This is a genomic window from Pseudomonas sp. W15Feb9B (genome assembly GCF_000828175.1).
GTDB classification, from domain to species: Bacteria; Pseudomonadota; Gammaproteobacteria; order Pseudomonadales; family Pseudomonadaceae; genus Aquipseudomonas; species Aquipseudomonas parakoreensis.
Window position 1 is genome coordinate 1 of the sequence record NZ_JTKF01000010.1, and the last position, 22,812, is coordinate 22,812.

General features: G+C 60.7%; 24 protein-coding genes and 2 pseudogenes. 16 read left to right on the forward strand and 10 right to left on the reverse strand.

The genetic code is table 11. The annotated features are described in order from the left end of the window. Nucleotides 1–24: 24 nt before the first annotated feature. Entirely contained in the window at nt 25–441 is a 417-nt protein-coding gene (locus tag OC71_RS07185) for a GNAT family N-acetyltransferase (RefSeq protein ID WP_041066366.1), read from the reverse strand. Between the two features lie 324 nt (nt 442–765). Between OC71_RS07185 and OC71_RS07190 the strand changes: the two genes are divergently transcribed. From OC71_RS07190 to OC71_RS07205, 4 genes are all read left to right on the forward strand, one after another. After that, the gene (locus OC71_RS07190) at nt 766–1,707 is read left to right on the forward strand and encodes a fatty acid desaturase (protein WP_041066369.1); all 942 of its coding nucleotides are present in this window, start codon (nt 766–768) and stop codon (nt 1,705–1,707) included. Nucleotides 1,708–1,751: 44 nt separating this feature from the next. Next, nucleotides 1,752–2,543 (forward strand): phosphate/phosphite/phosphonate ABC transporter substrate-binding protein, encoded by a 792-nt coding sequence (locus OC71_RS07195; RefSeq protein ID WP_041066371.1) that lies wholly within the window; start codon nt 1,752–1,754, stop codon nt 2,541–2,543. Between the two features lie 138 nt (nt 2,544–2,681). Beyond that, nucleotides 2,682–3,215, forward strand: a complete 534-nt coding sequence (locus OC71_RS07200; RefSeq protein WP_041066373.1) for a sigma-70 family RNA polymerase sigma factor — start codon at nt 2,682–2,684, stop codon at nt 3,213–3,215. Beyond that, nucleotides 3,212–4,225, forward strand: coding sequence for an ABC transporter substrate-binding protein (locus OC71_RS07205; RefSeq protein WP_041066375.1), 1,014 nt, complete (start codon nt 3,212–3,214; stop codon nt 4,223–4,225). Before OC71_RS07200 ends, OC71_RS07205 begins: the two co-directional genes overlap by 4 nt. 125 nt (nt 4,226–4,350) lie before the next feature. On the opposite strand, the gene gstA is transcribed toward OC71_RS07205, so the two are convergent. Then, complete coding sequence (gstA, locus tag OC71_RS07210) at nt 4,351–4,944, reverse strand: glutathione transferase GstA (protein ID WP_041066378.1); 594 nt, start codon at nt 4,942–4,944, stop codon at nt 4,351–4,353. 99 nt (nt 4,945–5,043) lie between these two features. Here gstA and OC71_RS07215 point away from each other — a divergent pair, with 99 nt between their 5' ends. From OC71_RS07215 to OC71_RS28670, 3 genes and pseudogenes are all read left to right on the forward strand, one after another. Continuing rightward, nucleotides 5,044–5,934, forward strand: a complete 891-nt coding sequence (locus tag OC71_RS07215; RefSeq protein ID WP_041066381.1) for a LysR family transcriptional regulator — start codon at nt 5,044–5,046, stop codon at nt 5,932–5,934. A gap of 407 nt (nt 5,935–6,341) precedes the next feature. Further along, a pseudogene (locus OC71_RS28665) lies at nt 6,342–7,118 on the forward strand (PAS domain-containing protein); the annotation flags it as partial. 114 nt (nt 7,119–7,232) lie between these two features. After that, nucleotides 7,233–7,661: pseudogene (locus OC71_RS28670) on the forward strand (methyl-accepting chemotaxis protein); the annotation flags it as partial. Nucleotides 7,662–7,768: 107 nt separating this feature from the next. Here OC71_RS28670 and OC71_RS07225 read toward each other — a convergent pair. From OC71_RS07225 to OC71_RS07235, 3 genes are all read right to left on the reverse strand, one after another. After that, nucleotides 7,769–8,329 (reverse strand): hypothetical protein, encoded by a 561-nt coding sequence (locus tag OC71_RS07225; protein ID WP_041066606.1) that lies wholly within the window; start codon nt 8,327–8,329, stop codon nt 7,769–7,771. Between the two features lie 156 nt (nt 8,330–8,485). Then, a complete protein-coding gene (locus OC71_RS07230) occupies nt 8,486–9,910 on the reverse strand; it encodes an MFS transporter (RefSeq protein WP_041066388.1) in 1,425 nt (474 codons plus the stop codon). A gap of 125 nt (nt 9,911–10,035) precedes the next feature. Further along, entirely contained in the window at nt 10,036–10,476 is a 441-nt protein-coding gene (locus OC71_RS07235; protein WP_041066391.1) for a PACE efflux transporter, read from the reverse strand. Between the two features lie 121 nt (nt 10,477–10,597). On the opposite strand from OC71_RS07235, the gene OC71_RS07240 reads away from it, so the two are divergent. Next, nucleotides 10,598–11,470: a LysR family transcriptional regulator gene (locus OC71_RS07240; RefSeq protein ID WP_041066394.1), complete on the forward strand. Its 873-nt coding sequence runs from the start codon at nt 10,598–10,600 to the stop codon at nt 11,468–11,470. 147 nt (nt 11,471–11,617) lie between these two features. Here OC71_RS07240 and OC71_RS07245 read toward each other — a convergent pair whose 3' ends face one another. Further along, entirely contained in the window at nt 11,618–12,649 is a 1,032-nt protein-coding gene (locus OC71_RS07245; protein WP_041066397.1) for a LacI family DNA-binding transcriptional regulator, read from the reverse strand. Nucleotides 12,650–12,865: 216 nt separating this feature from the next. Between OC71_RS07245 and OC71_RS07250 the strand changes: the two genes are divergently transcribed. After that, nucleotides 12,866–13,399 (forward strand): gluconokinase, encoded by a 534-nt coding sequence (locus OC71_RS07250; RefSeq protein ID WP_041066400.1) that lies wholly within the window; start codon nt 12,866–12,868, stop codon nt 13,397–13,399. 82 nt (nt 13,400–13,481) lie between these two features. After that, a complete protein-coding gene (locus tag OC71_RS07255; protein WP_041066403.1) occupies nt 13,482–14,834 on the forward strand; it encodes a GntP family permease in 1,353 nt (450 codons plus the stop codon). Nucleotides 14,835–15,016: 182 nt separating this feature from the next. On the opposite strand, the gene alaC is transcribed toward OC71_RS07255, so the two are convergent. Next, entirely contained in the window at nt 15,017–16,231 is a 1,215-nt protein-coding gene (gene alaC, locus OC71_RS07260) for an alanine transaminase (RefSeq protein WP_003227374.1), read from the reverse strand. 139 nt (nt 16,232–16,370) lie between these two features. On the opposite strand from alaC, the gene OC71_RS07265 reads away from it, so the two are divergent. The 3 genes from OC71_RS07265 to OC71_RS07275 all read left to right on the forward strand — a co-directional run bounded on the left by OC71_RS07265 (nt 16,371) and on the right by OC71_RS07275 (nt 18,408). Beyond that, nucleotides 16,371–17,033: a LysE family translocator gene (locus tag OC71_RS07265; RefSeq protein ID WP_041066411.1), complete on the forward strand. Its 663-nt coding sequence runs from the start codon at nt 16,371–16,373 to the stop codon at nt 17,031–17,033. Between the two features lie 68 nt (nt 17,034–17,101). Continuing rightward, entirely contained in the window at nt 17,102–17,596 is a 495-nt protein-coding gene (locus OC71_RS07270) for a GyrI-like domain-containing protein (RefSeq protein WP_041066414.1), read from the forward strand. 323 nt (nt 17,597–17,919) lie between these two features. Beyond that, entirely contained in the window at nt 17,920–18,408 is a 489-nt protein-coding gene (locus OC71_RS07275; RefSeq protein WP_041066417.1) for a GNAT family N-acetyltransferase, read from the forward strand. A 134-nt stretch (nt 18,409–18,542) separates the two neighbouring features. Here the strand turns inward: OC71_RS07275 and OC71_RS07280 are convergent, their stop codons facing one another. Beyond that, nucleotides 18,543–19,148 carry a pyridoxamine 5'-phosphate oxidase family protein gene (locus OC71_RS07280; RefSeq protein ID WP_041066420.1) on the reverse strand — a complete coding sequence of 202 codons (606 nt, stop codon included), beginning with the start codon at nt 19,146–19,148 and terminating at the stop codon, nt 18,543–18,545. A gap of 18 nt (nt 19,149–19,166) precedes the next feature. After that, nucleotides 19,167–19,652 (reverse strand): N-acetyltransferase, encoded by a 486-nt coding sequence (locus OC71_RS07285; RefSeq protein ID WP_041066423.1) that lies wholly within the window; start codon nt 19,650–19,652, stop codon nt 19,167–19,169. 141 nt (nt 19,653–19,793) lie between these two features. Here OC71_RS07285 and OC71_RS07290 point away from each other — a divergent pair, with 141 nt between their 5' ends. From OC71_RS07290 to OC71_RS07300, 3 genes are read left to right on the forward strand one after another with little or no spacing between them, the layout of a single operon-like run. After that, complete coding sequence (locus tag OC71_RS07290; RefSeq protein ID WP_041066426.1) at nt 19,794–20,219, forward strand: nuclear transport factor 2 family protein; 426 nt, start codon at nt 19,794–19,796, stop codon at nt 20,217–20,219. A gap of 40 nt (nt 20,220–20,259) precedes the next feature. After that, nucleotides 20,260–20,604, forward strand: coding sequence for a YciI family protein (locus tag OC71_RS07295; RefSeq protein ID WP_003227360.1), 345 nt, complete (start codon nt 20,260–20,262; stop codon nt 20,602–20,604). After that, nucleotides 20,597–21,826 (forward strand): RNA polymerase sigma factor, encoded by a 1,230-nt coding sequence (locus OC71_RS07300; RefSeq protein ID WP_041066429.1) that lies wholly within the window; start codon nt 20,597–20,599, stop codon nt 21,824–21,826. Before OC71_RS07295 ends, OC71_RS07300 begins: the two co-directional genes overlap by 8 nt. Before the next feature lie 130 nt (nt 21,827–21,956). On the opposite strand, the gene OC71_RS07305 is transcribed toward OC71_RS07300, so the two are convergent. Beyond that, nucleotides 21,957–22,811 carry a LysR family transcriptional regulator gene (locus OC71_RS07305; protein WP_041066432.1) on the reverse strand — a complete coding sequence of 285 codons (855 nt, stop codon included), beginning with the start codon at nt 22,809–22,811 and terminating at the stop codon, nt 21,957–21,959. Nucleotide 22,812: the final 1 nt, after the last annotated feature.

Here is a 22,812-nt window from a genome sequence, read left to right on the forward strand (position 1 = left end):
CTCGCTCCCACATTGGGATTCGCATCAGATCGAAGGTGTCAGCCCCATCGCAATCATCGGCTTGCTCCGCGCATACCGGCTCAACCGTTCGGCCAACGCATAGGGCAGGGCAGGGTCGAAGCTGAAGCCACGCTGCTCATAAAATCCGCGCAAATCCGGATGGCAGAACAGCCACACCGGTTCCTGCACATCCTTCACCGCCGCCGCGATCAACTGCCCGGCAATCCCTTGCTCACGGCAACCCGGGTCGACAAACAGCCCGGTCAACCAATACCCACCCGCCACCGGTCGCAAGCACAGCGCGGCAACGATGTCCTCGCGTCGGGCCACCCACAGTTGCGCATCGCGCACCGCTTTCATTGACGATTGGTGGCGGCGGTAAAATTTGTTCATCAACGGCCACAAAGGCTCATCGAGCAGACTGTACTGGGTATCGGACATGGGATCGGACTGACGGCGGGCAAAGCGCCGATTATAAAAGAACGCGCGACGCGCGATAGGTGTATACCTGAGCCTACATCCCTGTGAGTGGAGTACGCATCATGTCCAAAGGTATGGATTCAAAGAAAGCCGCGAAGAAGAAGCCGGCCAAGACGGCGATTGAAAAGCGTGCAGAGAAAAAAGCCAAGAAGGTCGATATTTTCGGTCATTGATCACGTCCCTCGGGAGTCCGTCCTCCGGGCTCCCGCCTCAGCGCAAAAATAATCTGCAAGATTGCCCGGCTTCGTTGCACAGAAGGGGAAGATTCCCGTTCCGAGCCACGCCATGCCGAATTACTTCGACGCCGACCATCGCCAGCAAATCGAAACCCTGCGCCAGCGCTTCACCGCCCGCACCGAATGGCCGACATGGCTGTTGCTGATCGGCGTGTATGGCGGCTGGTTTGCGATCATCCTCAACAGCGCATGGCTGGGACGCGGCCTGAGCACATTGCTGCTGATTCCGCTGCTGGTGCTGTGGTTGTCAGTGCAGCATGAGTTGCTGCATGGGCATCCGACCCGCTCGGTGCTTTTCAATAAAATCCTCGGTTATGCACCCTTTGCGGTGTGGTACCCGTATACCTTGTATCGCGACAGCCACCTGCTGCATCACCGCGATGAACACCTGACTGTGCCCGGCGTTGACCCGGAAAGCCGATACCTGACAGCGTCGCGTTGGCAGGGCAGTTCGCTATTCGAACGCAGCCTGCATTGGCTGAACAAGACTGTGCTTGGGCGCTTCGCGATTGGTGCGCCGCTGGGACTGCTGGCACTGGCCGCGGAAGAACTGCAACGCCTGAAAAACCGCGAGCGGCAAGCCTGGCTAATGTGGCTGACCCACGGTGCGTTCACCGTGTTGATGCTGTGGTTTGTCGCGCGCTTCAGCGTGTTGCCGGTCTGGCATTACCTGTTGCTGATCAGCGTACCGGCGCTGTCGATTGCGATGATCCGCTCCTACTATGAACACCGCCCGCACGCACAACCGGAGCAACGCACCGTGCTCAACGAGGCCGGCTGGCCATGGCGCTGGCTGTTTCTGAATCTGAATTTTCATCTGGTGCATCACGACCTGCCGGGGCTGGCGTGGTACGACTTGCCCCAGGCTTACCGTATGCGCCGCGCGCAATGGGTCGCGCGTAGCGGCGGATTTCTGGTGCAGGGTTATGGGCAGTTGTGGTGGCGCCACGGGTTCAAGCCGATTGACAGTCCCGAGCATCCCTTCCACTGACCCCAGGAACACCACAGGTAAGTATTTGCGGGGAAATAATGTGTATGACCCAACACCACCTCGAACTGCTGATGTACACCGCCCCCGAGCCCATTCGCGCGGCCAACGAGCGCTGGGTTTCACGCATCCTCGAACACCTCGGGCATTCCCGCCTGAGCGCCGCCAGCCTGTCGCTGCCCGAACTGTGGTTGTCGCCCGATCTGCTACTGACGCAAACCTGCGGCTACCCCTTGATGACCTTGCTGCGCGATCAGGTGCGCATCGTCGGTCGCCCGCGCTACGAATTGCCCGACGCCAGCGCCGGCAATCACTGCAGCCTGATCCTCAGCCGTGCCGATGATGTGCGCAAAACCCTGGTGGATTTTCGTGGCAGTCGCGGGGTGATCAACAGTGAGGACTCCAACAGTGGCATGAATCTGTTGCGCCAGCGCTTGGCGCCGCTACACCTTGACGGGCAGTTCTTCGCCACGGTCGGTATCAGTGGCGCACACCGCGAGAGTCTGTGCTGGCTGCGTGAAGAACGCGCCGATCTGGCGGCCATCGACAGCGTGACCTATGCCTGCCTTGCGCAATACGCACCCGAGGAGGTCAACGGATTGCGGGTTGTGGCGCGTAGTGCGTTCAGTCCGACGTTGCCGTTTATCACCGCCGTATCGACTACGGACAAACAGATCGAGCGCTTGCGCGAGGTGATGAATCAGACGCTGCTTGAGTTGCCGGATGTGGCGCAGATCCTTGGATTGCCTGAGGTCCTGGCAGCCAGTGAAAGCGATTATCAGGTTGTGCTCGACTATCAGCGTGAGGCTGAAGAGTTGGGCTATGGCCGCTTGCGTTGAAAGATCGCAGCCTTCGCTCTTATATCTCCAAAAAGAATATAGGAATGAAATATAAATATTATTAATGCATAAGACGCCTTGCTAGGATCGCGCCACCGGATCACCGGACATCCAGCGACCCCTTGCCCAGGAGCCCTTATGCCCGGCGCCGATACCGTTCACCGCAATCATCTCGACGTGCTGTTCCGCGCCCACTATCGCTGGCTATGCACGTACTTGCGCCGGCAGTTGCACGACGCCGAAAACGCGGAAGACATCGCTGCCGAAACCTTCGCGCAATTGCTTCAGGCGCCCAGTGTCACGGCGATTCGTGAACCCCGCGCCATGCTCACCACGATTGCCCAGCGCCTGCTTTATCAGCGTTGGCGCCGCGCGGACCTGGAGCGCCGGCATGTGCAGCAGTTCGAGGTCGAGGTCGAGGTCGCCACTTCGCCTGAAGAACTCGCACACCTGAGCCAGACCCTCAAGCGCCTCGACCACAGCTTGCAACGCCTGCCCGGCAAGGTCCGCTCGACCTTCCTGCTGGCGCGGATCGATGGCCTGACCTACCCGCAAATCGCCGCTGAACTGGGCATCTCGCAGCGTTCGGTCAGCTTTTACATGAGCCGTTCCCAGGCCCTGTGCGACCGCCACAGCGCCAACCAAATCCTGACAGACAAGAGGTCCGCATGAGATCGATCAAAACCCTGCTCGGCCGTTCGTTGCTGGCGCTGAGCCTGAGCATTGGCGCCGTTGCCGCCAGCGAAAAATCCGCGCCGATCCACTTCGGTGACATCACTTGGGAAAGCGGCAGTTTCATCACCGAAGTGCTGCGCCTGATCGTCGAGAAAGGCTACGGCTACCCCACCGATACGCTGCCGGGGAGCACCGTCAGCCTGGAGGCGGCGCTGGCAAAAAACGACATTCAAGTGATCGGCGAAGAATGGGCCGGGCGCAGTCCGGCGTGGGTCAAGGCTGCCAATGAAGGCAAGGTGTTCGGCCTTGGGGACACGGTCAAGGGCGCAACCGAGGGCTGGTGGGTGCCGGAATACGTGATCAAGGGCGACCCCGAGCGCGGTATCAAAGCGTTGGCCCCGGAGCTGAAATCGGTGGCTGACCTGCCGCGCTACAAGGACGTGTTCCGCGACCCGGAAGACCCGCGCCGTGGACGCTTTCTCAACAGCCCGACCGGCTGGACCTCGGAGATCGTCAACAGCCAGAAGCTCAAGGCCTATGCGCTGACCGACAGCTACGTCAACTTCCGCACCGGCTCCGGCGCGGCGCTGGATGCCGAAGTGGCGTCGTCGATCAAACGCGGCAAACCGGTGCTGTTCTACTACTGGTCGCCGACGCCGCTGCTCGGTCGCTTCAAACTGGTAAAACTCGAAGAACCGCCGTTCGATGCCGAGGCCTGGAAAACCCTGGCCGATGCCAATAATCCGAATCCCAAGGGCACCCGCTCGATGCCGGCCAGCCTGGCGATTGGCGTGTCGGCGCCGTTCAAGGCGCAATACCCGGAACTGGTGGCGTTCTTCGAGAAAGTCGACTTGCCGATTGATCTGCTGAACCAGACGCTGGCCGGAATGAGCGAAAAGCGCCAGCCACCGCGGCAGGTCGCCGAAGCGTTTCTGCGTGATCAGCCGCAGGTGTGGCAGGCGTGGGTGCCGGGGGAGGTGGCGAGCAAGGTGACGGCGGGACTTTGAGTTTTTCCCGGTTGATCTGCGTTGTTTGAACTGACGCCTTCGCGAGCAAGCTCGCTCCCACACTGGGTCTATGGCTTGCCCGAATCCAGTGTGGGAGCGAGCTTGCTCGCGAATGATCTAAAGACTTACGCCGCTTCCGCCGCCAACGCCGCCATCACGGTCGGCCGCTGCTCAATCCGCGCCTGAAACCGCGCCAGCGCCGGCCACTGCGCCAGGTCAATGTCAAACAACCCGGCCCAACGCAGCACCACAAACAACAACACATCCGCCACGCTGAAGCCGCTCGGCAGCAGATACTCCTGCTGCTCCAGCACCGCGACCAACACCGCAAAACGCTTGAACAACTTCTCCTTGATCACCTCGGCCGGCAACCGCTCATCGAACAGCGCACCAAGCCCGCCGTGGATCTCGCTCGAAATGAAATTCAGCCACTCCTGCAAACGCAGCCGTTCGAAACTGCCGGGCGCCGGCGCCAGCCCTGACTGTGGTTGCAGATCCGCCAGATATTGCAGGATCACCGGGCCTTCGGTCAGCACCGCGCCGTTGTCCAGTTGCAGGGCGGCGACATAGCCCTTGGGATTGATTGCCAGGAAGTCTTCGCCGCTGGCCGTGCGCTTGCTGCGGTTGTCGACGCGGATCAGTACGAAGGGCAGCTTCAGTTCGCGCAACACAATGTGCGGCGCCAGCGAACAGGCTTGCGGGGCGTAATACAGCTTCATCGGCAGCTCTCTGGTGAGGATTTGGTGCCAGTGTCATAGTCCGCCGCACCCTCGGTAAAATTAATCTTTCAGAAAGCAGCCATAAGGACAGCTACTGCCATGATGAACCTGATGCATTGGCGGCTGGTGGTCGCCGTGGCCGATCACGGCAACATCACCCGCGCGGCCGAACGGGTCGGCATGACGCAGTCTGGCGCGAGCCAGGCCCTGGCGCTGATGGAGCAAACCCTCGGTGTGCAACTGTTCAGTCGCGAAAGCCGGCAAACCTTGCCCACCGCCATTGGGCTGCCGGTGATTGAGCAGGCGCGCGTAATGCTCGGCGCGCTGCAAACCATTCGCCAGACCGTCGACAGCGTGCGCCCCATGCTGCGCGGGACGATTCGCCTGGCGAGTTTTCCCATGGTCCTGGCGAGTTTTCTGCCGCCGCTGCTGCGCCAGTTCAATCGCCTGTACCCCGGGATCGAAGTGGTGGCGTTGGAGGTCAGCGATGACGAGGTGGAAACCTTGCTCGCGGCCGGTCTGGTGGATGTCGGTGTGGTGCTCAACCCGGCCCCCGAGCGCAATGCCGGGCCATTGGGCCGTGATGAATGGGTGGCGGTCGTGCCGACGGGCCATCCGCTGGCGCTGCGAGGAACCGAGCAGGGCGTCACCCTGCAAGAACTGACCGCGCTGCCCTTTGTGCTGGCTACCGGCGGTTGCTCGACCAACGCCCGCAGCCTTGCCGCCGAAGCCTGTTTGCAGTTGCAGGATGTGCGGGTCGAGGTACGCGAGTGGAGCAGCGCCTTCACGCTGGTGCGGGAAAACCTCGGCGTGACGCTGGTGCCGGAAATGACCTTGCCGGTCGACCGTCAGGGCTTGCGCGTGATTGCTCTGCAACCACCTGTCGAGCGGGTGTTTTCGCTGGTGTTGCCTGCGGGGCAGACGGCGTCGGCAGCGGTGCAGGCGCTGCTGGATTTGGTGGCGGAGACTTCGCTTGCCTCCGTTCGCTGAACCGTTTCTTGTGCAAAAAGTGCCAGATACTGGCCGACTAGTGGCCTTGCGCGTGGCAGGGCGCTGGCTATGCTAGCTGTAACTAACTATGTCGACCGTCATCGGTTAGCCGTGATTTCAACGCTGCCAGAGTGCGCAATCAAAGGCACCGGACACTGAACCAACAAGGAGCCAGTTGTACATGGAAGTTCTTCTGCACGTTAGGGCTGGCCCGCTCGCGGGCTATCAAGAGAAGGATGTCTTGATGAGAGCGTCGCGGCATGCACGCTCGGATTAAACATCATTTATCACCTGACAACTTCCTCCCGTGGAGGAATGCGTGTGCCTGTTCTGTGGAACGTAGTGGTGGATTCTGAAAGACCTGAACTTTCATCAAATCAAAAGACCGCGCGGAAGGTGATACAACCATGTTCAACCTACATCACAAGGCTGACCTGCAGGAAATCGAGCGTTTCAGCTGCGCCTTGACCGAAGCCAACGCCAAGCTCGAAGCGATCAGCCGCTCGATGGCGATGATCGAATTTACCCCCGAAGGCATTGTTCTGGATGCCAACGAAAACTTCTGCAAGACCATGGGTTACAGCGCCGAGGAAGTGCGTGGCAAACATCACCGGGTGTTCTGCGAAGAAGCGTTTTACCGCAGCGAGGAATACGCCAGATTGTGGCGCGACCTGGCCCGGGGCGAGCCGATCAGCGGCACGTTTCTGCGCTTGAACAAGTCCGGCAGGGAGATCTGGCTTGAAGCCAGTTACATGCCGGTGTATGGCCCGGACAAACAAGTCAAAAGCGTCATAAAAGTTGCCGCCGACATCACCGCCCGGGTCAACAAAGAGCACGAAGAAGAAAGCATGCTGGCGGCAATCAGCCGTTCGATGGCGGTGATCGAGTTCACCCCGGAAGGCAATGTGATTACCGCCAACGACAACTTTCTGCGCACCATGCAATACACGCTGCCGGAAATCGTCGGCCATCACCACAGCATGTTCTGTCACCGTTCCGAATCCGAATCGGCGCAGTACAAAGCGTTCTGGGCGTCGCTCAATCGCGGCGAATATCACTCGCACCGTTTCGAGCGCAAGAACAAGTCCGGGCAGATGGTTTATCTCGAGGCCTCGTACAACCCGCTGTTCGACACCAAGGGCCGTCTGTACAAGGTGGTGAAGTTTGCCAGTGACATCACCCAGCAGATGACCACGCTGCAGAACGCCGCAGAATCGGCCCACAGCACCTCGGTACAGAACGATGCCTGCGCGCAAAAAGGCTCACAGGTCGTGCAGCAGACGGTGCAGATCATCCAGGACATTTCCCGCGACCTCAACGAAGCGGCGCTGAGCATCGATGCGGTGAACAAGCAGTCGGACATCATCGGCACCATCGTCCAGACCATTCGCGGGATCGCCGACCAGACCAACTTGCTGGCGCTCAACGCCGCCATCGAAGCAGCCCGGGCCGGTGAGCACGGACGCGGGTTTGCCGTGGTCGCGGACGAGGTGCGCAGTCTCGCGGCGCGCACCAGTCAGGCGACCCTGGAGATTGTCGAAGTGGTGCGCAAAAACCATGACCTGTCGCTGAGCGCGGTGTCGAGCATGCAGTCGAGCCTGAGCCGCACCGGGCTGGGTGTGGAACTGGCGAACGAGGCGGGAGAGGTGATCCTGGAGATTCAGCAGGGTTCGCGACATGTGGTGGATGCGATCGGGCAGTTCAATGCGACGTTGCAACTGAACTAGCATCTACGCCAAAAAACTGTAGGAGCTGCGGCACGCTGCGATCTTTTGATTTTGTTTTTTTAGATCAAAAGATCGCAGCGTGCCGCAGCTCCTACATGGGTTTGCAGTCAAAGCGCCGCGAGAAACTTGTCCGCCAGTTTGTCGCTGTCCTTGACGTCATTGGCGTTGTCTTTTTCCGCCTGCGCCAGTTTCATCTTGTCCTGCAGACGCTCGGCGATCTCTTTGCCGATGGCCAGTTGTTTCTCCGGCGGCATGGCTTTGATGTCGTCTTCGGTGATGCCCATGCTTTGAAGGATACTGTCGCGCAGACGCTGTTCCGGCGACTTGCTCATGTAGTCCTTGAACGCGTCGGTGGCCGAGGTGCCGCTGGTGCTGCCGGCAGTCGTGGCGTCGGTGGTTTGCAGGCCGACACGGGTCTTGGCGAAGGCTTCGTCGACGTTATCGCTGATGCGCGTGGCGGCGGCCACTTGCTGGGTGGCGATCTGCGTGGCTGAATCCTGGACCTTGGAGGTCGCATCGGTGGCTTGCGACTGAGTCTGGTTCTGCAGCGATTGCAACATGGCGCCGTGCAGGCCGCTTTGCAGACCGGCAGCGGCGGTCGTGGTCGCGTCATCCGCCAACCGCTTGGGTAGGTGGATGAGCTGCTGCTGTTTGGCACTGACCAACATCATGATGGAGACCTTTGGATAATTGCTGACGGGCATATCCGAGCAATTAGCGTGCCTTTGCAGCAAATCCCGCTATTTCAAGGCTTTACTGTTGGTGCATGCGCAATCAGGCGGTCATCCGTTGCCTCCGGGCGGCAGAGGATGACCGTGTGGCCGTCAGCGATGGGCAATGTTTTCCAGTGCCAGATTGCGCGTGCGCGGGCCGAACCCGCCGATGGTCAGCATCACGATCAGCATGCTGCTGACGATGAACGCCAGCACGCCGGGCGTGCCGAAGTGGTCGAGGAACAACCCGATCAACAGGCTGCTGAACACTGTCGACAAGCGACTGAACGAATAACAGAAACCCACCGCCCGGGCGCGGATGTTGGTGGGGAACAGTTCGCTCTGGTACGAGTGATAACTGAAACTCAGCCAAGCGTTGCAGAAGGTGATCATCACCCCGCAGAAGATCAGGCCGAAGGCGCTGGTCTGTAACGCGAACAAGGTGCCGAAGGTCATGGCGCCAAGGGCTGAGCCGACGATCTGCCATTTGTTCTCGAAACGGTTGGCGAACTTCACGAACAGCAATGGCCCGAGCGGGTAGGCCAGGGTGATGATGAAGGCGTACATCAGGCTGTGAGTGACGCTCACGCCCTGGCCGGAAAGCAGCGCCGGCAGCCAGTTGCCGAAACCGAAGAAACCGATCGCCTGGAACACGTGAAACACGATCAACATCAGCGCCCGACGCCGATACGGTGGTTGCCAGATATCGGCGAAGCGGCCCTTGCCCTCGACATCCACAGGCACCGCTTCCGGGGCGTCCAGCGGTTGCCGGTGATCCTTCTCGCAGCGGGCTTCGATGGCGTCGAGAATCTTGTTCGCTTCATCGAAACGCTCATGCTGCGCCAGCCAGCGCGGCGACTCCGGCAGACGCTTGCGCAGCCACCAGATGAACAGCGCAAACACCGCGCTCGCCAGCACCACCCAACGCCAGCCCGACACACCGAACGGCGCCTGCGGCACCAGCCACCACGACATCAATGCCACCGCTGGCACCGAGAGAAACTGCACGAAAAAGGCGAAGGCAAACGCCGAACTGCGCATGCGCTTGGGCACCAGTTCCGAGAGGTAGGCGTCGATGGTCACCAGCTCGATACCGAGGCCAATCCCCACCAGAAAACGCATGCAGATGATGCCCAGCGCCGAGCTTTGAATGCCCATCAGCACCGTGGCCACCGTGTACCAGACCAGCGCAAAGGTGAAGATCGCGCGGCGGCCGAAACGATCGGCCAACGGACTGAGCAGGCTGGCGCCGAGAAACAGACCCAGGAAGGTCGCCGACGCGAACGCCGCCTGATCGGAGAAACCGAACACACCCTGATTGCCGGTGGCGAAGATCCCGTCACGGATCAGCCCGGGGCTGATGTAGGCGGTCTGGAACAAATCGTAGAGTTCGAAGAAACCACCAATCGACAACAGCGCCACCAGTCGCCAGATGGTGGCGACGGCGGGCAGGCGGTCGATGCGGGCGGAAATCTCGGCGGCGCGTATCGGATCGATGCCGTCGCATTGCGCGGCGGCGGGAGCGTGAGCAGTCATGGGCTGGTCCATTTTTTATTGATGGAAAAGCTTAGCCTGCTATCGGAGTGACTGGATTGTGAATATCGGCGGTTTTCCCGCAGACACCGCCGATTTTTCGCAATAACTGCTTACCAATTAACGATTTATGCCGCGGCGGCCGAGTCGGGCAGCGCTGAGGCCGGCAGGCCGAAAATGCGATCGAACAGCCAGTTGAAGGCAAATGTGTAGCACGGGATGAAGATGATCAGCGCCAGATCCAGCAAGAACGCCTGCACCAGACTGATGTTCATCCACCAGGCGATCAGCGGGATCAGGAACACGATCAGTGTCAGCTGAAAACCCACGGCGTGGGCGATGCGCCGCTTGACCGTGCGGGTGCGTGATTTCTGGCGGCTTTCCCAATGCTCGAACAGTGTGGTGTAGATGAAATTCCAGGTCACGGCGATGGTGGTGATGATCACCGCCAGCGGGCCGGTGCTGCTCGGTGAAGTGCCGGACAACAGCGCCAGGCCGAGGGCGGAGAAGGTCATGCCGATCACTTCGTAAAGCGACACATAGACCAGTTTGCGTTTGACGCCTTGCATGGGGTTTTGCCTCTTTGTTGCAACGTGTTGGCCAGCGGGACTGGCGGAGGCGGCGAAAGATAGCTTCAATAGTGATGACAGAAAAAGTCAGTAGCTTTCAGTTTTGGTGATAGGTGGCGTTTTGAATTTCAACAGCGACAGCATCGAGCTGTTTCTTGCGGTGATTGATCGTGGCTCGTTCTCCGCCGCCGCCCGCGCTTTGGGCAGGGTGCCTTCGGCGGTCAGCATGGGCATCGGCAATCTTGAGGCGGAGCTTGGCTATGCCTTGTTCGACCGCAGCCATCGCGAACCGCAGCCAACCGCGATGGCGCTGTCACTGGTGCCCCATGCGCGGTTGATTGCCGAGCAGCTCAAGCAGCTGCAAGTGCACGCGGTGGAGTTGTCGTTGGGGCTGGAGAGCAAGCTGTCGATTGGTGTGGTCGCCGACATCGATCGCCGCCGCTTGCTCGCCGCGATCAAGGTGATTGCCGAGCGTCATCCGCTGCTCGACATCGAAGTGCTGACCGCGCCGCAGGACGATGTGCTGGCGATGCTGCACCGTGGCCGCGTCAGCGTCTGTCTGGCGTTCGCCGGGTTGAGCATGAACGTGCTGGAGCGTTTTCAGTTTGTCGGCAGCGAACGGATGATCGCCACGCTGGCGGCAGACAGTCCATTGTTGCGGGGGCAGGATCTGTTTCTCGAAGATCTCGTGCATGTGCGGCAGATCTTCGTCGCCAGTCGCGACTTGCCGATCAGCGAAACCCGGCCGCTGGTGGCCGAATCGCACTGGCGCACCGATACGCTGGAGGCGGCGCTGGAGATGGTCGAGGCGGGACTGGGCTGGGGCAATTTCCCGTTGTCGGTGGTGCAGCCGTGGCTGGACAGCGGGCGCTTGCAGCGCCTGAATTTTCGCAACATCGAAAACGGCCTGGTACTGCCGGTGCACGCGGTGTGGCTCAAGAGCCAGCCGCTGCAGAAGGGCGCATCGGCCCTCGTCGAACTGCTCAGCCACTGATACATGCACAGGGTGGGTGTACCCAAAAACTGTGGGAGCTGGCTTGCCAGCGATTGCGGTGTATCAGTCAACACTGTATCGACTGGCCTGACGCCATCGCTGGCAAGCCAGCTCCCACAGGGATTGCTTCCGACAGGATTTCAAAGGTCAGGTACTCTCGCGAATCTTCAGTTCAAAACCCATGTCTTCCACCGGCCGCGCCACGCTGTTGCCGGCCATCAACGTCAACATCTGCTCCGCCGCACGCCGGCCGATCGCTTCACGCGGGGTGTTAATGCTGCTCAGGCGCGGCACCATGTGTTCGGACATCGGCAAATCGTTGAAGCCGAGAATCGCCACCTGCTCGGGGATCTTGATCCCGTTGCGCAGCGCCTCCAGCAGCGCACCCTGCGCCAGGTCGTCGTTACCAAAGAAGATCGCATCGACGTCCGGATGCGCCGCCAGCAGTTGCAGGAACAGCTCTCCGCCTAATCCCACCGACGAGGAACGCGGGGTCAGCACTTCCAGATCCGGGTCATAGCGCCCGGCCTTCTGCAGGGCTTTGCGAAAACCCTCGCCGCGCAACAAGGTGCGCTGATCGAGTTGTGCGCCGATGTAGGCCAGACGCTTGCGACCGCGCGCGAGCAAATGTTCGGCCGCGGTTTCGCCGGCGCTGAGCTGCGAGAAACCCACGCAATTCACGCCGGCCGCGCTGTCCAGTTCCATCATGTACACGCAGGGAATGTTGCTGGCCTCGATCATCCGCCGCGAACTTTCCGTGCGATCAAACCCGGTCAACAGCAAGCCACGCGGCTGATAAGCCATGTAGTTGCGCAGCAGGTTTTCTTCTTCATCGCGTGAATAGTGGAAGTTGCCGATCAGCACTTCGAAGCCCTTGGGCGTCAACACCCGATGAATGGCTTCCAGCGTGTCGATGAACAGCAGGTTGGACAGCGACGGCACCAGCACCACCACCGAATGGCTCTGCGCCGAGGCCAGGGCGCGGGCGGCAGGGTTGACCACGTAATTGAGTTCGAGCGCGGCTTTCTGCACTTTTTCCACCAGTTCGGTGGCCACGGTGCTGACCCCGCGCAAGGCGCGGGACGCGGTAATCGGGCTCACGCCGGCAAGGCGGGCAACTTCATTAAGGGTGGGACGGCCGGTGGTGCGAGTGTTTTTATCGTTTTTAGGGGGGGTCATCGGGCGGCTTGCCAAACAAAAATCAAGGCACTAAGGTAGCGCTGTCCTGATGCAGCTGCAAATGCGTAAGCGAGGTCCTGCCTGATCCTCGCTTTTTGGCGTTGGGCGACAACCTGCTGCAACCCAAAAAAACGACAAGAAGGCGTCGGCAACTTCTGCCTGTGCACTAGAGTCATAGCTAGCAAAGGTAGCGCTGTCTGCGCGCTGAGGTGTTATATGAGTCATCCCATCACCGCCCTGGTCATCATGGGCGTTGCCGGTTGCGGCAAGACGTGCGTCAGCGAGGCCCTGTGCCAATTGAGCGGCGCCACTGCCATTGAAGGCGATACTTTTCATCCGGCCGCCAACATCGAAAAGATGAGCGCGGGGATCCCCTTGAACGACGACGACCGTGCCGGCTGGCTCGACAGCCTGTGCGTTGAGTTGCGTCGTGTCGATGCACTCGGCGAGCGTCCGGTGCTGACCTGCTCGGCGCTTAAACACAGTTACCGCGAAGTGCTGCGCAGTGCCTTGCCGGGCCTGGGCTTCGTGTTTCTCGAACTGACCCCTGAAGTGGCTGCCGACCGCGTGTCCCATCGCCCGGGCCATTTCATGCCGGCGACGTTGATCGAAAGCCAGTTTGCCACCCTCGAATCGCCGGTCGGCGAGCCGTTGACCCTGGCACTGAATGCTTCGATCCACAGCGTTGAAGAGCTGGCGGCCCAGGCGCACGTCTGGTGGCAGGCTCATGGTCTGAAACAGGCGGTATGAGTGTGTTGAAAGAGCTAGCGCTGTCCTCACGAATTCTGTTTAACCCGCTTTAATAACAACAACAAGCCAGGAGACACCCCCAATGTTTGGCATGTCCCACGACGCCTACCTGCTGCTCGATGCAGTGGTCACGGTAATCGGTCTGATTATCCTGATCACCAAATTCAAGATTCACCCCTTCATCGCCCTGACCATCGCGGCCGCATTCCTCGGCCTGACGTCCGGCATGCCGATCGGCACCATCATCAAGGCGTTCCAGGACGGCTTCGGTGGCGTGCTCGGTTTCGTCGGCATCATCCTTGCGCTGGGCACCATGCTCGGCAAAATGATGGCCGAATCCGGTGGCGCCGATCAGATCGCGCAGACCCTGATCCGCGCGTTCGGCAAGGACAAAGTGCAGTGGGCCATGATGTTCGCCGCGTTCCTGGTCGGTATTCCGCTGTTCTTCGAAATCGGCTTCGTGCTGCTGATTCCGCTGGTGTTCATCGTTGCCCGACACACCGGGGTGTCGATCATCAAGATCGGTATTCCGCTGCTCGCCGGTCTGTCTGCGGTACACGGTCTGGTGCCGCCGCACCCGGGCCCGCTGCTGGCAATCGGCGTGTTTGGTGCCGACATCGGCAAGACCATTCTTTACGGACTGATCGTGGCGCTGCCGACCGCCATCATCGCCGGCCCGATCTTCGGTACGTTCATTGCCAAGCACATTCCTGGCACGCCGAATCAGGAACTGGTCGATCAACTGGCCCGCGAAACCGATTCGCAGAACCTGCCGAGCTTCAGCATCACGCTGGTCACTGTGCTGCTGCCGGTGTTCCTGATGCTGCTGAAAACCTTCGCTGACGTCGCGCTGCCGGACGGCCATTTCTTCCGCACCTGGATGGACATGATCGGCCATCCGATCTCGGCACTGCTGCTGGCCTTGCTGCTGTCGCTGTACACCTTCGGTCACAAGCAGGGCATCGGTTCACAGCAGATGCTCAAGTGGCTGGACGCGAGCCTGGCGCCGACCGCCGCGATCATCCTGATCATCGGTGCCGGTGGTGGTTTCAAGCAGATGCTGGTGACCAGCGGCGTGGGCGACGTGATCGGCCACATGGCGGTCAGCGCGCAGATCTCGCCGATCCTGCTGGCGTGGCTGGTGGCGGCGGTGATTCGTATCGCCACCGGTTCGGCTACTGTGGCGACCATCACGGGCGCGGGCATCGTGGTGCCGGTGGTGGGGATGATTCCGGGCGTCAACCGTGAACTGCTGGTGCTGGCCACCGGTGCCGGGTCGTTGATCCTGTCCCATGTGAACGACGCCGGTTTCTGGCTGGTGAAGCAGTACTTCAACATGACCGTGGCCGAGACGTTCAAGACCTGGACAGCGATGGAAACCATCCTGTCGGTGGTGGGCCTGGGCTTCATTCTGTTGCTGTCGCTGTTCGTTTAACCTCGAACGCAAGACACAAAAAAACCGCAGCGATGCGGTTTTTTTGTGGGCGACGGTATCAGGCTCAATACATTACCCCTGTGGGAGCGGGCTTGCCCGCGAAGGCGTCGTGTCAGTCGACATCAATGTTGTCTGAACCACCGCATTCGCGGGCAAGCCCGCTCCCACAGTGTGACGTGTCGTCAGACGGCTTTCGGTGCTAACCCATCCGCCCGGAACATCCCGCGAATCCCGCGCACCGCCTGCCGAATCCGGTCCTGGTTTTCGATCAGCGCGAAGCGCACATGATCATCGCCATACTCACCAAAACCCACCCCCGGCGAGACACAGACCTTGGCCTCGGCCAGCAGTTTCTTGGCAAACTCCAGCGAGCCCAGATGCGCGTAAGCCTCGGGAATCTTCGCCCAGACGTACATCGACGCCTTCGGATTCTCGACCATCCAGCCCAGCTCGTGCAGGCCTTTGACCAGCACGTTACGGCGCTGGCGATACTGTTCGGCGATGTCACGCACACATTGCTGATCGCCTTCCAGCGCAGCAATCGCCGCCACTTGCAGCGGAGTGAAAGTGCCGTAGTCGTGGTAGCTCTTGATCCGCGCCAGGGCGTTGACCAGTTCCGGGTTGCCGACCATGAAACCGATGCGCCAGCCGGCCATGTTGTAGCTTTTGGACAGGGTGAAAAACTCCACCGCGATGTCCTTGGCGCCGGGCACCTGCATGATCGACGGGGCTTTCCAGCCGTCATAGACGATGTCGGCGTAGGCCAGGTCGTGCACCACCAGTACGTCGTATTGTTTGGCGAGGGCGATTACCCGTTCGAAGAAATCCAGCTCCACGCATTGTGCGGTGGGGTTGGACGGGAAGCCGAGGATCATCATCTTCGGCTTCGGGATCGAACCGCGAATGGCCCGTTCCAGCTCGGCGAAGAAGTCCACGCCCGGCACCAGCGGCACCGAACGCACCTGAGCGCCGGCAATCACGGCACCGTAGATGTGAATCGGGTAGCTCGGGTTCGGTACCAGTACCGTGTCGCCCTGATCCAGGGTCGCCAGCATCAAATGCGCCAGGCCTTCCTTGGAACCGATGGTGACGATGGCTTCGCTTTCCGGGTCGATATCGACCGCGTAGCGTTCCTTGTACCAGTTGGAAATCGCCCGGCGCAGACGTGGAATGCCCTTGGACGTGGAGTAACCGTGGGTGTCTTCACGTTGGGCAACTTGTACCAGTTTTTCGACGATGTGCGGCGGCGTGGCCCCGTCGGGGTTGCCCATGCTCAAGTCGATGATGTCTTCACCACGGCGCCGCGCGGCCATCTTCAGCTCGGCGGTGATGTTGAAAACGTAAGGGGGGAGTCGATCTATGCGCGCAAAGCGGCGCGGCGAACCTTGTTCAGCCATTGTTGCCTCGGATAACGTAAGCGCCCGGAACCGTCCGAGCGACGCTGGTCACTGCGGTGACCTGTGGCGGAAGATAAGGGCTGTGATGGCAGACTGTCCAGCCTGCATGTAAACAAATTTTTCCCAAGGAAATCGGTAGATGGAATTCACCAGCGGCTTCTTGCTGAGCCTTTCGCTGTGCCTGGACATCGGCGTAGCCAACATCGCAATGATCACCCTGGCGATGCAGCGCGGGTACTTTCAGGGCTTCGCGCTGGGCCTGGGCACCTGCGTCGGTGACCTGATCTACGCGGTGCTGGCGCTGGCCGGCATGACCGTGCTGCTGCAGTACGAAAGCGTGCGCTGGGTGCTGTGGATCGGCGGGTCGGCGCTGCTGATCTACTTTGCGGCGAAGATGATCTATTCGGCGATTCACCACGAGGCGCAGTTGGCGGCGACGGCGGAGGTGGGGCGGAACTCGCATCGCAAGGAGTTCTTTCGCGGGATTTTCCTCGCCATGTCTTCACCGAGCGCGATTCTCTGGTTCGCCGCGGTGGGTGGTACCCTGATCGCCCGCTCCGGTGGCGGTGGCCCTGTAAGTTCGGCGCTGTTCCTCGGCGGCTTCCTGTGCGCCGGGCTGCTGTGGTCAGCCGGGCTGTGCTTCGCCGCGAGCCACGGCGGCAAGTTGCTCGGCGACAAGCTGTTGCGCTACTCGTACATGGCATCGGCAGCGATCTTCTGCTATTTCGCGGTGTACGTGATCGTATCCGGTTATAACGAGTTCGTCGGTTCCGGGGCCGCCGACCAGTTGCACGCCCTGTAGCATTGCGAATCGGGTTTGGCTTCTATACTCAGCAGCCGAACCCCTTCTTTTGTTCCAGGAGTCGAGTCATGGATGAGCAAAAACGCGTCGAAGTGGCTGAACCTCGCTTCGAACATGGACACTTCCTGCTGATCGCAGGATTTCGTGGTCGATTTACCCAGGACACCGCCAAGGACATCCCCGCACTGTGGGAAAGGTTCTTGCCGCACCTGGGAAAGATACAGGGACAAAAAAACGAAGTGACCTACGGCGTCTGCAGTAATTTCGACGGCCAGGGTGGCTTCGATTACATCGCCGGGGTGGAAATCAGCAAGCTCGACGACCTCGACCAGAAGGTCTATCAGTGGGTCGAAGTGCTGCCTCGTCAGTACGCCGTATTCGAGCACAAGGGACCGCTCGATCAGTTACCTCAGACTCTGCAATACATCTACAAAACCTGGCTGCCGACTTCCCACTATGTCGAGCTCAACGCCCCGGAGCTGGAACGCTACAGCGCCGATTTCAATCCGCGACTGCACACCGGCAAACTGGAAATCTGCGTGCCGGTCGATACCAAAGCCTGAACCATAACGATGAGGCGGATCACTGATCCGCCTCATGTTGTTCAACCGCGCTTGCCTTTGCCCAGCCGTCGCGCCCGCAACAGGTCGATGCCCAAGGTGATAAAGCCGAACGTACTGATGCCCAACACCATCAACAGGCCGATTTCAACGCTGCTCATAAGCGGTTACCCCCAAGGGTGATCAAAGACACACCGCAGAAATAGCTCGCCGCCCGCACGAAGAAAAGCGCTTATACGCAAGCTTTACGGCCCCCGCGCGGATCGATATGCACACCTTATTCCTTTATGCTTTGCGCACTTTTCTCCGCTGATTTTCGAGCTGCCATGAACACCGTCATCCGCAACGTCACCGCCGCCGACCTGGACCGCTGCTACGCCATCGAAACCGTTGCCTACGAAGGCGATGAAGCCGCCACGCGCGAAAAGATCGCCACGCGCATCGCCACCTGGCCGGAGGGTTTTATCGTCGCCGAAGTGGAGGGCGTGGTCGCCGGGTTCATCAATTCGGGCGCGGCGTTTGACGTGCAGATGTCCGACGAGGCGTTCAAGGAACTGATCGGCCACGACCCGAAAGGGCCGAACGTGGTGATCATGTCGGTGGTGGTGCACCCGGACTATCAGGGGCAGGGCCTGGCCAAGCGATTGATGGCCGAATTCATCGAGCGCATGCGCGGGATGGACAAGGCGACGATTCATCTGATGTGCAAGGAACGACACATTGCGCTGTACGCCGGATTCGGCTTTGCCTACATCAAACCGTCGGAGTCAGACCATGGCGGGATGGCGTGGCACGAGATGATCCTCACTTTGTAAGGCATCGCACATAACCTGTGGGAGCTGGCTTGCCAGCGATAGCGGTGGGTCAGTCGACATCAATGTTTGATGCGCCGACGCCATCGCTGGCAAGCCAGCTCCCACAGGGGGTTGTGGCGTTTTGAGTTCCGCGTTCAGTAGAGAGTGTCGCTTACTCTTTTCGGCGCTTCACGATCGTAGGTCTCAGCATCGAACTGCCCGTCGTTCAAACGCTTGTGAAACGCGCCCGCAGAGGGCAGGGCCGAGCGCGGCAGGTGAGTCTCGGGGTTCCACGCATCGGAACGCACAAACGCTTTCGAACAATGGAAAAACGCCGCCTCTACCGTCACCAGCAACACCGTTTTCGCCGGTTTGCCGTTCACCGCAAAGCTTTCCAGCAGTTCGGGATCGGCGCTGATGGTCGCGGTGCCGTTGACCCGCAAGGTCTCGCCGATCCCCGGAATGATGAACAGCAGCGACACCCGTGGATCCTGCAGCACATTGCGCAAGGTATCGATGCGGTTGTTGCCCGGGCGATCCGGCAGGGCCAGGGTGTTCTGGTCGATGATCCGCACAAATCCCGGCGCATCGCCGCGTGGCGAATTGTCCAGGCCGTCGGCGCCCACCGAGCTGACAATCACCAGCGGCGAAACCCGCACCATCGCCTGATAATCCTCGTTGAGAAAACCGATCTGCTTGCGCACCGCGCGCTCGTGGGGCAGGCCGTAAATAGCTTCCAGTGCTTCGATTGAATCGATCATCGTGCATCCCTCGATGATTTAGAAAAACAGCCCCATGCGCCGCTCGTAACCGATCCGGCCCTTGTACGCTTCGCCGCTGTCGACGAAACCGTGTTTGGCGTACAGCGCGATCGCCGCGTCGTTATCGGCATCCACCGACAGTTCCAGCCCTTTGATCTCCGGCCATGCTTCACGCGCGATGTCGGGCAACGCTTGCAGGCAGGCCTTGCCATACCCCTTGCCTTGCGCGCGGTGATCGACCTGCAAGGCGTGCAGGGTGGCGCTGTGTTCATCGGCCCAGGCTGGCAACACCGGCGGGCGCTTGAGCAGCAGGAACGCCACCGGCACTTGATCGGCCAGCAGGGCAAAGCCTTTCACGCCGGGGCCAGGTTTGGACAGCAGCGTGTGCAGCGCACCGTGAATGTCGCCGGAAAACTTGATCTGCTCGGGATGGATTTCAATCGCCTCGACCTGCTGACGCTGCAAGGCGTTCAGGCTGTCGTACGGCACGAGTTGGGCTGACACGGGAATTTCCTTTTTCCTACAAAGATGAGCCTCGGATTCTAGCGATTTTGTCTTCGGCGGAAATTTTTTGTTTCGACTGTCGATCTGCCCGATGGCCGAACGACTAAGGGTGTCTTCACTACAAAAACCACGGAGAACACCATGAGCGCACACACTGAAATCCAGGCCCTGATCAACACTTACCGCGAAGCGGTGATGACCAAGAACGTTGACAAAGTCATGGCGTTGTACGCCGACGACATCGTCTCGTTCGATGCGATCAAGGCCCTGCAATTCAAAGGCAAGGCGGCCTACCGCGCGCACTGGGAAGCCTGCATGGAAATGTGTTCCGGCCCGCACGTTTTCGAGTTTCACGAGATCGCCATCGAGACCGCCGACAACCTCGCGTTCGCCCATTGGGTCACGCATTGCGGGGGGACCAACGACAAGGGCGAAACCCAGAGCTGCTGGATGCGCGCTACCGCGTGTTATCGGCCAGTGGGCGGAACGTGGAAGATTGTCCACGAGCACTGGTCGGCGCCGTTCGATCCGATGAGCGGCAGCACGCTGTTCGATGTGCAACCCTGATCTTCAGCCATAGTTGATCCGTTCGATTCAGGAGAAAGCCATGAAGTACCTATGCCTGGTCTACAGCGATGAGCGCCTGCTGCACACCTCGCCCGACAGCCCGGAAGACGCCGAGTGCTGGGCCTATGCCGAGTCGATTCAGGGCAGCGGGCGGATGGTTGCCGCCGAAGCGCTGGAGTCGGTGCAGACTGCGACCACGGTGCGCATGCGCAACGGCAAGCTGTCGATTACCGATGGCCCGTTCGCTGAAACCAAGGAGCAACTGGCCGGGTTTTACCTGATCGATGCCAAGGATCTGAACGAAGCGATTCAGGTCGCCGGCCACATTCCGGCGGCCCGGGTCGGCAGCGTCGAAGTGCGTCCGGTGCGGCAGTTGAATGTCTGAAGTGCGGGCGCGGGTCGAGCAGGTCTATCGCGAAGACTCGCGGCGGATTCTGGCCACCCTGATTCGCCTGCTCGGCGATTTCGACCTCGCCGAAGAAGCCTTGCACGAGGCGTTCTTCGTCGCGGTCGAGCGCTGGCAGCGCGACGGCGTGCCGGACAATCCGCGCACCTGGCTGGTGTCCACCGGGCGCTTCAAGGCCATCGATGTGTTGCGCCGCCGCGCCCGCTTCAAGGCCTCGCAGCCGCTGTTGCTCGCGCAGCTCGAAGAGCTGGAACAGGCCGACTGGAGTGGCGAAGACGTGGAAGACGACCGCTTGCGGCTGATCTTCACCTGCTGTCACCCGGCCTTGGCGGCGGATGCGCAAGTGCCGCTGACCTTGCGTGAAGTCTGCGACCTGACCACCGAGGAAATCGCCCGCGCGTTTCTTTCGGCTCCGGCTGCGATTGCTCAGCGCATCGTGCGCGCGAAGGCGAAGATTCGCGACGCCAGAATCCCTTATCAAGTGCCGAGCCTGAGCGAGTTGCCCGAGCGCCTCGACAGTGTGTTGCGGGTGATTTATCTGGTGTTCAACGAAGGCTATTCGGCATCGATGGGCGCCGAGCTGACCCGCGAAGATCTGACTCGCGAGGCGATTCGGCTTGGGCGGTTGCTGATGGAGTTGCTGCCGGAACCGGAGGTCATGGGCCTGCTGGCGTTGATGTTGTTGCATGAGTCGCGGCGGCCGGCGCGCACTTCGCCCAGCGGAGAGTTGATCCTGCTGGACGATCAGGATCGCTCGCGCTGGGATGCCGGGTTGATTGCTGAAGGTTGTGCGCTGGTGGAGCGGGCGCTGACCACCCGAAGGTTCGGGCCGTATTGCCTGCAAGCGGCGATTGCCGCGGTGCATGCCGAAGCGCCGTCAGCGGCAGAAACCGACTGGCAGCAGATCGTCGGGCTGTATGACGTGCTGTTGCGGGCGGTGCCGTCGCCGGTGATCGAGTTGAACCGCGCGGTAGCAGTGGCCAAGCGCGATGGGGCGCTGGCCGGGCTGACGCTGATCGAGGGGATTCTGGATCGCGGTGAGTTGCAGGATTACCACCTGGCGCATTCGGCGCGGGCGGAATTTTGTCGGCAGTTGGGTCGGGTGGAGCAGGCGCGGGCGGCGTATCGGCGAGCACTGGAACTGACCCGGCAAGAGCCGGAGCGGCGGTTTATCGAGGGGCGGCTGAGCGAACTGGATTGATCCGGGGAAATCATTGGCTGTGCCGGCCTCATCGCTGGCAAGCCAGCTCCCACAGTGTCTGCGCCGTACACAAAGTTAGTGAACACCTCGGTACTTGTGGGATCTGGCTTGCCAGCGATTGGCGGCGCCGCTATTCCAGCATCTTGCTCAGCAACCAGCTCCCCGCCGGCCCCGGCGGATAGACCCGCGACCACAACGCATCGACATACACCGGCCGTGGCCAGCCACGCACCGTCAGCTCCACCAGCGAGCCATTGCCGAAACGCCCCACCAGCCAGCGCGGCAACGCCGCCCAGCCAAAGCCCATCTCCGCCATTTCCATCAGCATCAGGTAACTCGGCGCCGACCACACCCGGCCTTTGGCCCGGCTGTCGTAGGGATTGACGATGGTCGCCAGGCGCAACTCGCGATGCTGCTCCAGCACCTGCTGATCGACACCTTGGATGCCGGTCAGCACATGATCACGTTTGACGAACAGTGCGATGTCGGTGTGCTCGGCCACGGTCGAGGTCACCAGGTCCGGCGGGTAGCTGTCGCGCATTTCGGCAAATGCCAGGTGCGCGCGGCCACGCTGGACCAGTTCGATCAGGTCGTCGCACTCGGCGATCAGGCATTCCAGTTCCAGGTCCGGATAACGCTGCTCGAAGTCGACCAGCGCCGCTTCGAAGCGTGCCGATTGATAGGTGTCGGAAATCGCCACGGTGAGCTTCGGCTCGACACCTTGGGCCAGTTGCCGGGCGCTCATTGCCATACGATGGTTGGCCGCCAGAATCGCCTCGGCCCGTTGCAGCATCACATGACCGGCCGGGGTCAGGGTCGGTTTGCGGCTGCTGCGGTCGAACAGCATCAGATCCAGATCGATCTCCAGGCTGGCCACAGCGGCGCTTATGGTCGACTGACTGCGCCCCAGTTTGCGCGCCGCCGCCGAAAACGAACCCTGAGTGGCCGCTTGCACAAAGGCCAACAGCACTTCCTGCGAAGCCATG

Bases quoted from the DNA above. Each gene is read 5' to 3' on its own strand.
- OC71_RS07300 (WP_041066429.1), top strand. From the start codon at position 20,597: ATGTCTGAAGTGCGGGCGCGGGTCGAGCAGGTCTATCGCGAAGACTCG.
- gstA (WP_041066378.1), bottom strand. From the start codon at position 4,944: ATGAAGCTGTATTACGCCCCGCAAGCCTGTTCGCTGGCGCCGCACATT.
- OC71_RS07185 (WP_041066366.1), bottom strand. From the start codon at position 441: ATGTCCGATACCCAGTACAGTCTGCTCGATGAGCCTTTGTGGCCGTTG.
- OC71_RS07290 (WP_041066426.1), top strand. From the start codon at position 19,794: ATGAGCGCACACACTGAAATCCAGGCCCTGATCAACACTTACCGCGAA.
- OC71_RS07305 (WP_041066432.1), bottom strand. From the start codon at position 22,811: ATGGCTTCGCAGGAAGTGCTGTTGGCCTTTGTGCAAGCGGCCACTCAG.
- OC71_RS07245 (WP_041066397.1), bottom strand. From the start codon at position 12,649: ATGACCCCCCCTAAAAACGATAAAAACACTCGCACCACCGGCCGTCCC.
- OC71_RS07295 (WP_003227360.1), top strand. From the start codon at position 20,260: ATGAAGTACCTATGCCTGGTCTACAGCGATGAGCGCCTGCTGCACACC.
- alaC (WP_003227374.1), bottom strand. From the start codon at position 16,231: ATGGCTGAACAAGGTTCGCCGCGCCGCTTTGCGCGCATAGATCGACTC.
- OC71_RS07255 (WP_041066403.1), top strand. From the start codon at position 13,482: ATGTTTGGCATGTCCCACGACGCCTACCTGCTGCTCGATGCAGTGGTC.
- OC71_RS07265 (WP_041066411.1), top strand. From the start codon at position 16,371: ATGGAATTCACCAGCGGCTTCTTGCTGAGCCTTTCGCTGTGCCTGGAC.
- OC71_RS07205 (WP_041066375.1), top strand. From the start codon at position 3,212: ATGAGATCGATCAAAACCCTGCTCGGCCGTTCGTTGCTGGCGCTGAGC.
- OC71_RS07250 (WP_041066400.1), top strand. From the start codon at position 12,866: ATGAGTCATCCCATCACCGCCCTGGTCATCATGGGCGTTGCCGGTTGC.
- OC71_RS07190 (WP_041066369.1), top strand. From the start codon at position 766: ATGCCGAATTACTTCGACGCCGACCATCGCCAGCAAATCGAAACCCTG.
- OC71_RS07230 (WP_041066388.1), bottom strand. From the start codon at position 9,910: ATGACTGCTCACGCTCCCGCCGCCGCGCAATGCGACGGCATCGATCCG.
- OC71_RS07270 (WP_041066414.1), top strand. From the start codon at position 17,102: ATGGATGAGCAAAAACGCGTCGAAGTGGCTGAACCTCGCTTCGAACAT.
- OC71_RS07200 (WP_041066373.1), top strand. From the start codon at position 2,682: ATGCCCGGCGCCGATACCGTTCACCGCAATCATCTCGACGTGCTGTTC.
- OC71_RS07275 (WP_041066417.1), top strand. From the start codon at position 17,920: ATGAACACCGTCATCCGCAACGTCACCGCCGCCGACCTGGACCGCTGC.
- OC71_RS07195 (WP_041066371.1), top strand. From the start codon at position 1,752: ATGACCCAACACCACCTCGAACTGCTGATGTACACCGCCCCCGAGCCC.
- OC71_RS07215 (WP_041066381.1), top strand. From the start codon at position 5,044: ATGATGAACCTGATGCATTGGCGGCTGGTGGTCGCCGTGGCCGATCAC.
- OC71_RS07225 (WP_041066606.1), bottom strand. From the start codon at position 8,329: ATGTTGGTCAGTGCCAAACAGCAGCAGCTCATCCACCTACCCAAGCGG.
- OC71_RS07280 (WP_041066420.1), bottom strand. From the start codon at position 19,148: ATGATCGATTCAATCGAAGCACTGGAAGCTATTTACGGCCTGCCCCAC.
- OC71_RS07235 (WP_041066391.1), bottom strand. From the start codon at position 10,476: ATGCAAGGCGTCAAACGCAAACTGGTCTATGTGTCGCTTTACGAAGTG.